Annotated in this window: 12 protein-coding genes; 1 reads left to right on the top strand and 11 read right to left on the bottom strand. The window is 40.8% G+C overall.

Translation table 11 applies throughout. The annotated features are described in order from the left end of the window. Window positions 1-48 precede the first annotated feature (48 nt). From HXY43_RS21505 to HXY43_RS21455, 11 genes are all read right to left on the bottom strand, one after another. Window positions 49-1359, bottom strand: a complete 1311-nt coding sequence (locus HXY43_RS21505) for a Gfo/Idh/MocA family oxidoreductase (protein ID WP_290887459.1) — start codon at window positions 1357-1359, stop codon at window positions 49-51. Window positions 1360-1601: 242 nt separating this feature from the next. After that, complete coding sequence (gene rfbC / locus HXY43_RS21500; RefSeq protein ID WP_290887456.1) at window positions 1602-2159, bottom strand: dTDP-4-dehydrorhamnose 3,5-epimerase; 558 nt, start codon at window positions 2157-2159, stop codon at window positions 1602-1604. An 89-nt stretch (window positions 2160-2248) separates the two neighbouring features. Beyond that, window positions 2249-3094, bottom strand: coding sequence for a phytanoyl-CoA dioxygenase family protein (locus HXY43_RS21495; protein ID WP_290887453.1), 846 nt, complete (start codon window positions 3092-3094; stop codon window positions 2249-2251). Between the two features lie 50 nt (window positions 3095-3144). Continuing rightward, window positions 3145-4152 carry a glycosyltransferase family 2 protein gene (locus tag HXY43_RS21490; protein WP_290887450.1) on the bottom strand — a complete coding sequence of 336 codons (1008 nt, stop codon included), beginning with the start codon at window positions 4150-4152 and terminating at the stop codon, window positions 3145-3147. A gap of 150 nt (window positions 4153-4302) precedes the next feature. Next, window positions 4303-5331 (bottom strand): NAD(P)-dependent oxidoreductase, encoded by a 1029-nt coding sequence (locus HXY43_RS21485; RefSeq protein WP_026734467.1) that lies wholly within the window; start codon window positions 5329-5331, stop codon window positions 4303-4305. 29 nt (window positions 5332-5360) lie between these two features. Next, window positions 5361-6062 (bottom strand): DapH/DapD/GlmU-related protein, encoded by a 702-nt coding sequence (locus HXY43_RS21480; protein ID WP_290887446.1) that lies wholly within the window; start codon window positions 6060-6062, stop codon window positions 5361-5363. Window positions 6063-6114: 52 nt separating this feature from the next. Beyond that, a complete protein-coding gene (gene lhgO, locus HXY43_RS21475; protein WP_290887443.1) occupies window positions 6115-7326 on the bottom strand; it encodes an L-2-hydroxyglutarate oxidase in 1212 nt (403 codons plus the stop codon). 121 nt (window positions 7327-7447) lie between these two features. Further along, window positions 7448-8221 (bottom strand): glucose-1-phosphate cytidylyltransferase, encoded by a 774-nt coding sequence (gene rfbF, locus HXY43_RS21470; protein ID WP_290887440.1) that lies wholly within the window; start codon window positions 8219-8221, stop codon window positions 7448-7450. 315 nt (window positions 8222-8536) lie between these two features. Beyond that, a complete protein-coding gene (locus HXY43_RS21465) occupies window positions 8537-10720 on the bottom strand; it encodes a tetratricopeptide repeat protein (RefSeq protein WP_290887437.1) in 2184 nt (727 codons plus the stop codon). 54 nt (window positions 10721-10774) lie between these two features. Further along, window positions 10775-11554, bottom strand: a complete 780-nt coding sequence (locus HXY43_RS21460) for a PP2C family serine/threonine-protein phosphatase (RefSeq protein ID WP_290887434.1) — start codon at window positions 11552-11554, stop codon at window positions 10775-10777. Between the two features lie 48 nt (window positions 11555-11602). Continuing rightward, complete coding sequence (locus HXY43_RS21455; protein ID WP_026734461.1) at window positions 11603-12277, bottom strand: VWA domain-containing protein; 675 nt, start codon at window positions 12275-12277, stop codon at window positions 11603-11605. Window positions 12278-12870: 593 nt separating this feature from the next. Between HXY43_RS21455 and HXY43_RS21450 the strand changes: the two genes are divergently transcribed. Further along, entirely contained in the window at window positions 12871-14277 is a 1407-nt protein-coding gene (locus HXY43_RS21450; RefSeq protein ID WP_026734460.1) for a response regulator, read from the top strand. The last annotated feature ends 165 nt before the right edge of the window (window positions 14278-14442 follow it).

The raw sequence follows: 14442 nt of genomic DNA, 5'->3' as shown, positions 1-14442 counted from the left end.
TTACGAGCGTCTACACTACAAACCTATCAAAATTAGTGTGGTGGACTATTAGACTGCCGTCAGTGTTTTAGAAGAAGCGAAATAAGCATTTTGCTCTGCTCTGAGTTTGTCACAAAGCCTACCTGCTGGTAATTCCACATCATCATAGGTGAGAACTTGATCCTTGGGAATATCTCGCTTGAGACGGCATCCCTCAGCTAAACCCATAGGTAGGAGATTTTGTTGTTGGACTATGTTAGAGTTTTCACACTGTCCGTAGGTCATGTAATAGCCTATGCCATCTAAAGTTTCCCCAGCTTTCAAGTCAATTTTGGCAGTGGTGACAACATCGACAATGGGGGCACCCAAAGGACTGAGAACGTAATCTCCGAAGAGAACTGCACGTGCAACAGAGATTGGCACTTCAAAGTGACAAAGGTGATAAGGAGTATAGAAACTATATAAGGGACCTTCACCTAATTTGTACAAGTTGAGGTAATGACGTTGTTTGGGATCGTCGTGAGTGCCAAAAACAAAAACTCCCGGGCCGGGTTTTGCACCAACGACGTAATCTACTATGCCGCCCAATTCTTTGAGTTGTTCAACGTCATACATGTTGGTCATTTCATCAACATGACCGTCGAAATTGTATCCCAGCATTCCCCGTTTGGCAACCTTCATCCCTGTGGCGTTAGCAACGATCGCCTGCTCAAAGGAAATTTTTGTGCCGTCAGCAAAGCTAGTGACCATGTGGGCTTTTTGCCCCCAACGCTTAGCAAATGCTTCCTGGGTGGTTGGGTTTCGATATGGGTCTTGCAGGCCTTTGATATTACCACACAACAGAGGAGTTAGACCTATACTTTTCACAAAGCGGTAGAGGTTCATTTGTACCCCTGGCTGGTCGCCATCACAGGCGGTGAGGATGACACCTGCTTTGTCAGCGTACACTTTCAGAATTGAACCGATGGTGCCATCGAGTTCGGCATTCATCATGATCGCATGCTTGCGATGAGCGATCGCTTCCATAATTACATGAGCGCCAAATTCAACTGCGCCTGTCACCTCTATTAAAGCATCGATGCCTTCAGCCCGGCACAATAACATCGCATCTTCGGTGACTGCATAGCCGCCACTGGCGATCGCATCTTCTAATTCGGTGACAGTGGAAGCGACTTTAAAATTCTCAATTCCCGCTTCTGAATAGGCTCGTTTTGCTGCATCAAGACTGCGGTTAGAGATAGCGACTAATTCCATACCGGGAACGGAATTAGCAATTTGATTGGCAATTCCTCGACCCATAAAGCCAGCACCGATCATCCCAACTTTAATGGGGTTGCCAGCTTCTGCACGAGCAGCTAAAGCGCGATCGACAATAATCATGATCTAAACTCCTGTAGAAATTGTCTGTTTATTCTTGAAGGAAATAAAGAAGTGTGAGATCACTTCTTATTGGTATATTTCACTAGAGAAACAACCTTGAGAAATTGCATATACTTGATGTGCTTTTTATCTTTGTGAAGATAAAAGATATAAAATAGCCAATGTGATTGATAGATCTAGTTGGTATATGCATTCCCAGATTCATTCGCTCAACTAATCAATTTTCTAGAGCAGTTAAACATTTATCTAGGTTGCGTACCACCGACACTCATCATTCTCATCAAAGGCCAATTTGCATCTTTCTCAGAAATTTCAGTTACTTCTAGAGGCCATTGAATGTTAAAAAATGGATCGTCATAGCGCAGACCTCTTTCATACCCTGGTGTGTAAAACTCCCCGACTTGATACACAACTTCCGCCCCATCGGTGAGTGCTTGATAGCCGTGAGCAAACATTTCCGGTACATATAAAGCATGATGGTTTTCTGCGGTTAGTTCCACACCAATATGTTGCAAGAAAGTGGGTGACTCAGGACGCATATCAATAATTACGTCGTAGATAGCGCCTTGAGTACAGCGAACTAATTTAGTTTCCGCTGCTGGGGAAATTTGATAGTGCATTCCCCGTAAGGTTCCTTTTTTATAGTTGAAAGACAAATTGCACTGAGCAACTGCTGGCTTTAAACCATGTGCCTCAAATTCTTTAGCGCAGAAAGTGCGAGCGAAGAAACCACGATGGTCGTGCTTTTGTTCTAGTTCAATAATATATGCGCCTTTGAGTTCGGTTTCGATGAAAATCATTGACAACCTCGTTGAATGAATATGATTTGGTTAGTGGTTAGTGGATAGTGGTTAGTAGTTAGTGGTAGATAACTACTAACTACTAACTATTAACTATTAAGTAATTCTGATGTTTGGCGTAATTCTGGTTTGGGGAAAGTATCGTCCCAGTACTGAGTACAAAGTTCTGGTCGTTTGGGTGGGTTAGCAGTGTACACAAAAAACAGTGCTGACCTTTCTTCTGTTCTAAGAGTTCCGTGATGCAAGGCAGTTTTTGGATCTGCAAAAATCACAGTTCCTGCTGGCCCGGGACAGGATTTCCAAGCTGACTTGGGAATAATTTCTTGCAATTGTTCATCGTTGATTCCTAAATATCCTGACTGCCATAACTTGTAGTAAATGCGGTAGTAATTCAAGCTGTGTAAAGGAGTTAAAGATAACGGAACGTATTCAAAAGGCCCGTGTTTTTCTTCTACATCAGTCAAATATATAATGACTTTGACCATCCGGCGGTCTTCTGAATCTTTATGCCACAGCAGCGTACCAAATTGATTTTCATTGGGAAAATCTTTGCGTAAATGTACACCTTGAAAGGCGACAGGAAGACCGATATAATTTTCGACGATGTTGAGTAGTTTTTGTTCGCTTCCCCAGGTAAAAAATTCTGGTAAATCTGTAACTGTGTAAATTTGCGGTAGTCTTTGAGCGATCTGACTATTTTGCACTGCTGCCATTGTGGACAGTTGATTGCGAGCAGCATTAAGCAAATTGGTAGTGGAATCTAACCCCAAGTCGGCGAGTGTAGTAACGTAAACTCCTTCGCGTTTGAGAGCGTCAACAATTACGCGATCGCGCTCTGCAATTGCGGGTAGATTTTTTGTATGTTTCCAAAGAGCGAATTTGTAGTCAATTTCGGAGTTTAAGGCTGTTACTTTATTTTTGATAGCGTTAAGCATCAGATGATTACCTCATGCATTAGATATATTTGGGATATTGTTTTTGCAGCTTATTGTTGATATTTTCTCAACCTGGAAGTAGACGGATTATTTGTCTCTACTATTTCAATATTTTTAGCTGCCATAATGTCAAAAGCAGACAGGCTTACTAAAGCAAAAAAGGGAAGTGCTGTTTGTAAAGCGAATACAGGCCATCTTCTCAAAGCACCTAAAAAGACTTTGAAATTGGCATCTTTAAAGCTCTTTAAAATCATCTGTCGGCAAAATAGCTTAGAATAGCCATTTTCTTCTAGTTTCATCAGCACTTCAGATGTATGTTTGTATTGCATCAATAATGCTGACCTTGGCTCTTTTTGCCAATAACTTACGCCGACAACGCATTCAAGATAGGTATCTTTAGTTACAATGGTTCTCCCATTAGCAGCACAAAAACCAGCTAAATATGCCAAAGATATCCAGTTATCTGCGGCGTTTGGCCAGATTTGCAAAGCACGTTGTACGATATCAGTTCGATAAATAGAAGCAGTGAGGAAAATTACAGCACCAACACTTTTGAAAAAACAATGTTCAAAAATGGCTTTACCGTCGCCATTGCCATCTTCACTATCAATATCAAACCAGCGATTGCCAACTATTGTTGGTGGATGGACTGGTTCACCTGTGATTTTGTTCCGACCAGAAAAGTTGAGAAATAATAATGATAAATCTGGATGTTGTTTGATTTTTGTAATTACGTAAGGAACGGCTCTGTCCTGAATCGGATCGTCATCGCCAATAGTCCAAACATATTTTGTAGTAGCGCTTTTGATGCAATGAATGATATTTTTCATTACACCTAAATTTTCAGGATGTCTAGAAGATTTAAATGTGACATGGCTGAGTATTTCTTGCCACTTCTTAATAACTTCCTGAGTATTGTCAGTGGAACAATTATCGGAAACAAAAATTTCACATTCTGATTCAATACCTTTAATAGCTTGAGCCAGCCACGCCAATTGCTTGTCAAGTAATTCGGCACGGTTGTAAGTGGGAATGGCGATGGTGAGTAATTTGTTCATATTGGATCTAGTCGCATTTGTCTAAAACACAAAAAACAACCTTACATATCTGTGCTAGAGGAAAGAATCATTTCCCTTATAAGAGAAGTCCGAACCAAAATTTTTGATTCGGAAGCTTCAAAAGATTTTACTGCCATTCAGTTCATCTGGCTATTTCTTAGCCCAGAAGAAATCTTGATCAATTTGCTGAGTGCGAATGAGATACTCTAGCTGCTTTAAGCGAGTAAAGCCTCTAGATAAGAAAATATCTTCTGTCATGTCAATTTGGGAAAATAAATCAAATAATTGTTTAGCACCCTGTTCGGCATTCCAATCACACTTAAAGCCAGGTAGCATAGTATTAATTTTCTCGAACGAAACCCGATAACTGCGATTGTCTGCTCCTTGAGAGCCAAAACTTAATTGACAGCCAGGGAAAACATCAGCAATAATTTCAGCTATTTCTTTAACTCGATAGTTATTTGCAGTATCTCCAACGTTAAAAATTTGGTTATGTACAATGTCACGAGGAGCTTCGAGAGTACAGACAATAGCCTTACAAATATCCAATGCGTGGACTAGTGGACGCCAAGGTGTACCATCGCTAGTCATTTTGATTTCTTTAGTAGTCCATGCCAAACCCGCCAAGTTGTTTAAAACAATATCAAAGCGCATCCTGGGGGAAGCACCAAAGGCTGTGGCATTCCGCATAAAGGTAGGAGAGAAATCATCATCAGCTAATGGTTTGACATCTCGCTCTACTAGTGTTTTGCATTCTGCGTAAGCTGTTTGGGGATTAACAGGAGATTGTTCTGTAACGTCTCCTTCTGTTGCTACACCATAGACACTACACGAAGACATGTAGACAAAGCGACGCACTCCTGCTTCTTTTGCCAGTTTGGCAAGGCGAACTGAACCTTTGTGGTTAATATCGTAGGTAATATGGGGTGCAAGCTGTCCAGTGGGATCGTTGGAGAGTTCTGCCATGTGAACTACTGCTTCGACACCTTGCAAATCTTCAAGGGTAATATGACGGATATCTTTGTTGAGAGTTTTAGCTGTGACTTCAGTACCGTGGTACAACCAACCAACTTTATAAAAGCCAGTGTCTACACCGATAACTTCGTGTCCCCGTTGAATTAACAGGGGAGGTAATAATGAGCCAAGATAACCTTCTGTTCCAGTTACTAGTACTTTCATTGATTAAAAAAATCCTTTGTGCTGATTGGTTAAGTTTGATTACGTTTAGAAATAACCCGAGCCGGTACACCAACTGCAATTGAGTAAGGAGGAATATCTCTGTTTACTACTGCTCCTGCTCCAATGACGCTTCCCTGACCGATGGTGACACCATCTACTACTGTCACCCCATGACCGAGCCAACAGTCATCCCCGATTACAACTCCCTTTTTTGTAACTCCCTGGGCTGCAATTGTTAGGTTTGGGTCTGCAAAAGTATGACTGTTACCGTATATTCCTGTATGTGCAGCAATTAAACAGTTTTTACCGATTTTAATGTTGCCATAACCTGCAATGCAGGTATACAAACCGATGTATGTACCTTCGCCAATTTCGATATAGGAATCTTCTAATGTTCCAATATCAACTCCACGTTCAAGAAAAACTCTAGAACCAATAGAAACTTTATTGTTTTCATGACCTAGGGTATTGATGCGTACGCCACTAGAGATTTTCACTCCGTCTCCTATTTCTATACCTGAAGTTCCGTAAAATTTGACATCAGTTTCAATGTAGACGGAACTACCAAACGCAGCAAAAATTAAAGGATACACTCCTTGTCGTAATTGTACTCCTAAGGCAATTGCTGGTACTTTCTCTAAAAGCGTTGTTATTAAGACCTCCTTGATACGGTCTAGTTTAGAAGAAGTTCTTGGTTTTCCCCAACTGTTTGCATCTGCTATTATGTTCATATTAAACGCCTGATAACCAATGTGCTTTTTTATTTATAAAGCACTTATGGTATCAGGCTATCATGGTTTGTAGGTGCTTTTGCTGGGGAATTTGGGCGACTATGGCTTTACCAATTTCAATTGAAGAAGTAGCCGCCGGGGAAGGAGCATTGCATACATGAACTGTGTTTTGTCCATGAATAATTAAAAAGTCGTCCACCAACTTGCCGTCATTCATCAACGCCTGAGCGCGAACTCCGGCGTGGGTGGGGATTAAATCATCAGATTGGACTTCCGGAATTAATTTTTGCAAACTTTTTGTAAAGGCTGCTTTACTAAAGGAACGAATAATTTCCTGGATTCCTTCGTCGGCGTGTTTTGCTGCTAATTTCCAAAAGCCGGGATAGGTCATGACTTCAACAAAGTCACGCAAGTCAAAGTCAGTTTTTTTATAACCTTCGCGCTTGAAACTGAGAACAGCATTTGGTCCAGCGTGGACGCTGCCGTCAATCATCCGGGTAAAATGGACGCCCAAAAAGGGAAACTCTGGATTTGGAACTGGATAAATCAAGCCCTTGACTAAATAGCGTTTTTCTGGCTTCAGTTCGTAATATTCGCCTCGAAAGGGTACAATTTTTGCTTGGGGATCGACTTTACCTAATTTGGCAATGCGATCGCTATGTAATCCAGCACAATTGATAACAAAGCGAGTTTCAAAAGAGCCATTATTTGTTTCTAGTACTAGATTTTCACCACTAGCAACTATATTCTCGACTCTTGTATTAAGTCGCAGTTCACCTCCCTGCTGGGCGATGATTTCAGCATATTTTAGGCAAACTTGCTTATAGTTTGCAATTCCAGTTGAATATACATGAATTCCACCTACACAGCTAACGTGAGGCTCGATTTCCTTAACTTCTTCAGGACTAATTCTTTTAACTTTAATGTCATTCTCTAAACCTCGCTGATACAAGTTTTCTAAGCGAGGTAGTTCTTCTTCGCTAGTGGCAACAATTACCTTACCACAAACTTCATAGTCAATCCCATGCTCTTGGCAAAATTCCACCATTGAGCGACAACCGTCACGGCAAAATTTAGCTTTAAAACTTCCTGGTTTGTAGTAAATACCAGAGTGAATTACGCCGCTGTTATTGCCTGTTTGATGAAATGCCCACTGACTTTCTTTTTCTAATACTAGAATTCGTGCATTGGGATATTGTTTACATAAAGCCATCCCGGTGGAAAGACCAACAATTCCTCCACCTATGATTGCAAAATCGTACATTTGTATTATCGCCCTGTTAGCACAGTAAATACAAGTTCAAGAGTGGAGAGTAAACAGTCAAAAATCAAGAATATGAATTATAAATAATTTTTTATGATTCATAATTCGCAACTTTTGATGCTTACCATACTTTCCAAGGAGCTTGACCACTCTTCCACAGCTCCTCCAAATAATTTTTATCTCTTAAAGTGTCCATAGGCTGCCAAAAGCCATCATGCTTGAACGCAGATAGCTGCTCCATTTCAGCAATCTTTTCTAGTGGTTCTTTTTCCCAAACAGTGGAATCACCAGCAATAAAATTAATTACCTCTGGTTCTAATACAAAAAAGCCACCATTAATCCAAGCACCATCACCTTCCGGCTTTTCGTGAAAACTACTGATCTTAGTTTGCTCGTTGCCTAAAATAATCGCACCAAAGCGTCCTGGTGGTTGAACTGCGGTGAGTGTTCCCAACGTCTTCTGCTCTTGGTGAAATTTAATTAACTCAGTTATATTGACGTTACTGACTCCATCACCGTAGGTGAAGCAAAAAGTTTCATTGCCAATGTGCTCTTTGACTCGCTTTAATCTTCCGCCAGTCATGGTGTTGTCACCTGTATCTACTAGAGTGACGCGCCAAGGCTCAGCATAACCTGAATGTACATTCATTTGGTTAAAGCGCATATCAAAGGTCACGTCTGACATATGTAAGAAGTAATTGGCAAAATACTCTTTAATAACGTAGCCTTTGTAACCGCAGCAGATGATAAAGTCATTAATGCCGTGGGCAGAGTAAAGCTTCATGATGTGCCACAAGATTGGCTTGCCACCAATCTCAACCATAGGCTTTGGTCTGACACTAGTTTCTTCACTGAGGCGTGTACCAAGCCCTCCAGCCAAAATCACTGCTTTCATGCAATTGCCTCTGAATTTCTATGATTTTTTTGGTAGATGAATAGATCAATACCTGATTTTTGCTGTACTTAGAGCAAAATTTATTGCCAATTTTCTCAGTATATAATCTAACCGTATTTTCATGAACAAGTATGAAGACAAGGTGAATAAACTTGCTTTGTCTGTAAAAAAATGGAAAAGATCCATTCATGGTTAGAAAGCTGAGAAAAACATGGAAAACAACCAAATTAGCTAGCTTAAAAGCAATCTTTCATGAGAAAATCTGCTTGAGCTAAGTCAGAATTCAGCTACTAATAGTTATTTTTTTACTTTAGTTTATTGATTCTGTTCTAAGAAAGTTGCGTTGCGGAAGAAAGTATCACATTTGTTTTCAACAGCTACGCAAATACTGCTAAGTGCTTGTTGATAACTATCCATATCTTCTTGCTCAAGAAAAAGTCTGGCAGCTGCCTGTAAATCTTCTACAGCTTTCTTTTGATGTAGGCTTGATTTGCTACCACCATATTGAGCAAGTTCATAATGAACAGTTCCTCGTTTGAGATAAACTTTTGCCATTCGCGAATTGAGATTCAAGGCTTGGTTAAAGTCTTTGATTGCTTGGGTATATTCTTGCTCAAAGTTGCTGCTATATTGGGCAATTTGATAGCGGACAAGACCTAGTTGAAAGTGAGCTTCTGCTCGAGATGGATTAATATTTATTGCTTGGTTAAAATCCGCAATTGCTTTTTTGTAATCTAGCTGAGAATCACCACTGTATTTGGCTAATTGAGCGTGGACAATACCTCTTCTAATGTAAGCTTCAACTTCTTTAGGATTGAGGCGTAGGGCGGCATTAAAGTCAGCAATTGCGAGGTCATAGTTCTTATCATGGTTGCTGCTATATTCAGCTTGGATGTAGTAAACATTACCTCGATTGACAAAAGCTTTTACTTCTTTAGGATTGAGTTTAATTGCTTGGTTGTAGTCTGCAATTGCTGCTTCATAATCTTTGAGGTTGTAATGTGCATTGCCCCGGTTCACATAGGCTTTAGCATGTTGGGGTTCTTTTTGGATTGCTAGGGTAAAGTTTTCAACTGCTTGCTCATAGTCTTTGACTTTGTAGGCTGCATGACCCTGCTTATAGTAATCGGCGAAGGCGAGATTATTCTGCTCAGCATTACGAGGAGAAAGCAAGGTTTGTTGAGCGTAAGAATTTTGGTTGAGATAGTTACGACTGGTAAAGTTATTGATTAAGTCTAAATATCCTAAACTAGCAAGACCAAGTAAACAGAAAATAATCGCGTACAATCCAGTCTTTCTACGAGGCTGGTAAAATGGAATTTTGTGAGGAGTTACTGAACTGTAATAATTCAGTTGCTGGAATGGGATAGCAGTTTGCGGTAGGCGTCGCGTATGAGAAGAACGCCTTCTTGATGGAATGCGAGGTTTGAGATGTTCTCTTGCCGCGATCGCCTGCGGTGATGGGAAGGGGTCGCGTCCACCCAATCGCAAGCTACGTTCACACCAAGGACAAGTTTCTAGGTGGTTGCTGTAACGATGTTGGGGGTTGGCGTTGCAAGCGATCGTAGATTCTTCAGCTTCTGCCAAAGCCAAAACCCAAGTTTGAGCGCTAGGACGAAGGAGAGGGTTAGTGTGACCATCCTCAAAACAGCGTACAAATAATTCCTGCAAGCTGGGATGGAGAATTTCCCAGGGAGGTGCGATTGGGGTAGGAGTGTAAGGTACGTGTCGGTTTTGACTATAAGTAAAATGACCAACTGCTATGCGTGCTTCGTAGGGTGGTGGCTCACCTGCGCCTTGAAAGATACCGGAAAATGGATGAGTACCTTCCATTAACAGTTGGAATATTAATACCGCCAAGCCAAATAAGTCATGGGGAACAGCGCGATCGCAGTTAGCAAAAGTTTTATTCTGTAATTCTGGTGGGGTAAACTCTGGTTTGCCTACTGGACAGCGGTAAACAACATCGTTGTCTGGATCGTGTACTTGGAATGAGTCTGTGTCTACAACTGTTACTAGTGCTGTGTCGCTGACGAGGATGTTTGATTCATTCACATCACCTACACAGTAGCCACTCGCATGCAAAGCAGCAAAAGCCGCAGCTAGGTTACGAGCAGTGCGAAGCAGGTACTGATAGCTGAATAAAGGACAGTGCTGCCGACGAGTTCTGGGGTTGTAAAAGTCGATAATTGGACGCATTCCCCGAATGCGCGGCATTAAAAAGCCGATTGTGCGATCGCTGCCATCTGCTGACTGCAAAAGTTCTACAGGCCAAGCAATCGAGATATGCCCCAAACTAGCTGTTGGGTTTTCCGGCGGGTGATTCAGCATCACCTCAAGTTTGCGAGCTTGTGCTTCAGACGGCTTGTGATAAACTTTTGCTACCAAATTGGCATCGGTTGGCACTGTATAAATACATGCTTCACCGCCACGCCCTAAACTGACTGTGAGGTTCAGAGGAATAACTTTTTGGTTGGGAAGACAACGTAGTACCTGCATGATATATTTATTGTTGGGGGTAGGTATATGTAATTTTAAATAGCAATGCGATCGCTAATCTGTTAACGCTGCGATGACCAGTGTTAAATCATCATCAGTTCTTTGAGAAATTCGCTCTGAGCGTAGAAACTTTACTAGCTGCTCTTTCGCCACTATTTTGTCTTCGGCACTGGCGACGAAGTCAAACAGAGGAACAAAGAAAGGTTTGTGAGGCGCACTCACAGCCATATTCATCGCTAGCAATTGTAATCCATCAGTAAGAACACCCACGTTTACTATTGGTTGACGCCATAGCCTCACCTGCACTTTCTCCATCGCGCCTGGAGAAACCAAAAAAATGGTTTCGTTCATGTATTCACCATTGTCAGGAGTGGTAAGTGCAATCAAATTGCCGATGCTATCTTTTGCCACCGCCACACCATCCCCGATCTGCGCTACGGCTACGACTTCTGGTGTGGCAATGACAACGATTAAGGTGCTGGCTAAATCCTGCGGTTGTTTGTTGCAGGCAACTGCTTCTTCTTCTACAGCTTGTTTGGCAGCCAGCATGGCTTCGGTTAAGAGCGATCGCACAACAGCGTCATTGGTTAACATGCGTCGGGTAACTTCCTTTGTAGATATAGTTTCTACTGCTGTTTCTGTTGCAACCATCGCCCCAACCTTTCCCAAAATCGCCGAACCAGCGCCATCTGCCGCTGACACCACCAAAATATTGTCTGGCAATATTAAAAAGTGGTGAGCATCTTGACACAGCTGCTTATTTTTTATATGGCTTGTGCCGCATACTGATGCGGCAACTACTCGCCATTGAGGTGTCCTTGTTGAAGTTTTCATAGAGTCATCTGCCAACAGCTGTGTAAGTCTAGAAGACGCTATCTTACCTTAAACAGAACCCCAGCCAATCGGAGGTAGTGCCACCTGTTCGTCTACTTTAGAATGGGAGACAGCTGACATACTGGCAGATAGCCAGACAAACAGCTCCACAAAATTTAATCCTGTTAGCTTCAGGGGAGTACGTACAGCAATTTGACTTAAGCGTGCCATATTAGCATTTTCCACACCTACCGTAAAAAAAGCAACACGTTTGTTCACTTCATCCGCTTGTAACCGCTGAGCGGCTTGCTCCACAAGATTTTCTGCCTCTCCTTGAGGTTCTCCATCAGTAATCATGAACACCCAGGGACGATAGTAAGCAATACCGTTGGCTCGATACTGAGCTTTACGTTCTTGAATCATGTCCAAGGCCTTATGGATGCCAGAACCCATATTAGTCAGTCCCTGTGCTGTTAGTATTGGCGGGTTAAATTGATCGGCAGTCACGAAGTCTTGTACTACATTGACATGGCTATCAAACGTGATAATTGCGACTTCTACTCTTCTGGCAGCTAGGGAATTTTTAATTAATTCATCCCTAAAACTCAACAAGCCCTCATTCAAAGCATTGATTGCTAAACCTTGCATTGAGCCGGATGTATCCAGTAGTAACACGCAAGGACAACGCGGTTCGGGGTTCTCAGCAAATTCAACTACTTCATCAAGTCTTAATGTATCAGTCATAACTTTCGTGTTATGTTAAACCTCTTATGTACTATTTTCCTTTTTTCCAAAGTATATAGTTTACACCGCTGGTAAGACTACTTAGAGAATGTGGAGTCTCAGATAGTTTACTCACTATTAAACAATTAGCTGCTGCCAATTTACGCAAAAATTCTAAAAAATCTTTCCTTGGATTTAGTAGCGAAAAAGGGAGATTACTAGGAATTGACATTACTTGTAGAAATACATTTAACAAATTTTATACATAATAGATATAGAATACAATAACTGCGTGTGTTCGCTAACGTAGCATTTTAAAGATTTCATGTAGGAAATTCATATTTTAGATAAAAGTAATTCAGCATAATTAGCATACTCAGCGTTTTTATGAAACCTGTATAAAAATACAGAATCAAAAACAAAAAATATATAAACCTGTCTCAATTTCTATACAAAATTTAACATAACTACTTAAGTGTAATATTTATAGCTTGTCACTCATAGACGTTAAATAAAAACATTTTTGAAAAAAAATTAGAATTTGTAGAATATCATCTCTGCCACTATTGCATGTTGACAAAATTCCTCTGCTCCTCCGTAAATTCTCCAAGGCAATGAATAATTACGGCACATTTACAAAACTACGCCCCTCCAGTTTGTTAAGGCAATTATCTAATAGTTCTGAGAGTACTTGTTTACAAGCATTGAGCAACTCAGTTTCTTGGTTAATTTTTCTCGATCAAGGCAAAATTACCTATGCCACTCATGCAATTGAACCCTTTGATAGACTAGAATGTCACTTACGTCGCCTCAGCCATCGAATTCCTACCTTAACTAGCGAAATTCGTGTTCAATTACGTCTAATATTTGAACCTGATTCATCTAGCCAGTCAAACAGTCTCCTATCAGAAAATTACGGCTCTTTATCACAAAAATCTATTATTTCTCAGCTACCTCCTGAATATCAAGCGATTTGCTGGTTAGTAAGTCAAAAATATCTAAACCCTACACAAGCAGTTGTACTACTACAAGAATTAGTCAAAGAAGTAATTGAATCATTTTTGCTCATCAAACAAGGCACTTATGAATTAAAATCTCTTCCAGAGCGAAACCCGATTATATGCAGGCTTGACGTAGGAAAAATGATAGAACGCTGTCAAGAGCATTTGCAGGATTGGCAGTCTTTAGCTCCACACATTTCTTCTCCGTATCAACGTCCATACCTACGGGTTAAAACCATAAGTGAGCAAAAAAGCTTACCAGCAATACAGCACAATTTAGCTGAATGGATGAAGGGCTTTAGCTTGCGTCATCTGGCAGTGATTATGAATCAAGATGAAATACAGATGGCGAAAAGTTTATACCCTTACATTATAAATGGTTCGATTGTATTGCACGAGCCAGATCCACCCTTTGATAAATTACCTAAAACATTCGAGCAAGTCTCAGAACCTGTTGATTATATAGATGAACCAGCTAATAAAGAATTAGCAGACACACAATCTACAGCCATTGGTAATACAGAGACTAAAGCTACTCATCAGCAATTACCGCAGAGTATTTATCTCAGAAGGAAAAAGCTACAAGAATTAACAAAACCAATTAACACAAATCCTATTCTGCAAAAAGCTAGCCCTGCTCAAGCAGTTGCTCGAAAAAAATACAAAATCGTTTCTGTAGATGATAGCCCGACATTTCTCAAAGAAATTAGCCGTTTTTTAGAAGAAGAAAACTTTTCTGTAGTAACAGTTAGCGATCCAGTGAAAGCAGTAATGGCGATAATTCGGCATAGACCAGACTTGATTTTACTGGATTTAAACATGGAAGGGATTGATGGGTATGAGTTATGTCGCATTATCCGCAATAACTCCATGTTTAAACAAACGCCCATTGTGATGGTGACAGGCAATAAAGGTTTGGTGGATAAAGTAAGAGCTAGATTTGTCGGAGCATCAGGGTATTTAACTAAACCTTTTACTCGCGCAGATTTACTTAAAATGGTGTTTATGCATTTGGCTTAGTATAACATTGCATAAATTTATAACAAAATTTTTGCACCATATTTTAGCCTATATCTATTTATATCCCACCCGATGCGATCGCCAAAAAGCTCATGACTTGAAGCTGTGACTACCCCTACAAGGGCGTGATTATACAAACAAAGGCTATCTTTGCAGGAAATATTC

The organism is Fischerella sp. (genome assembly GCF_013388695.1).
In the GTDB taxonomy this organism is placed as follows: domain Bacteria; phylum Cyanobacteriota; class Cyanobacteriia; order Cyanobacteriales; family Nostocaceae; genus PCC9605.
Note: the sequence above shows the minus strand (reverse complement) of the source record. Positions and strands in the feature narration are given on the sequence as shown.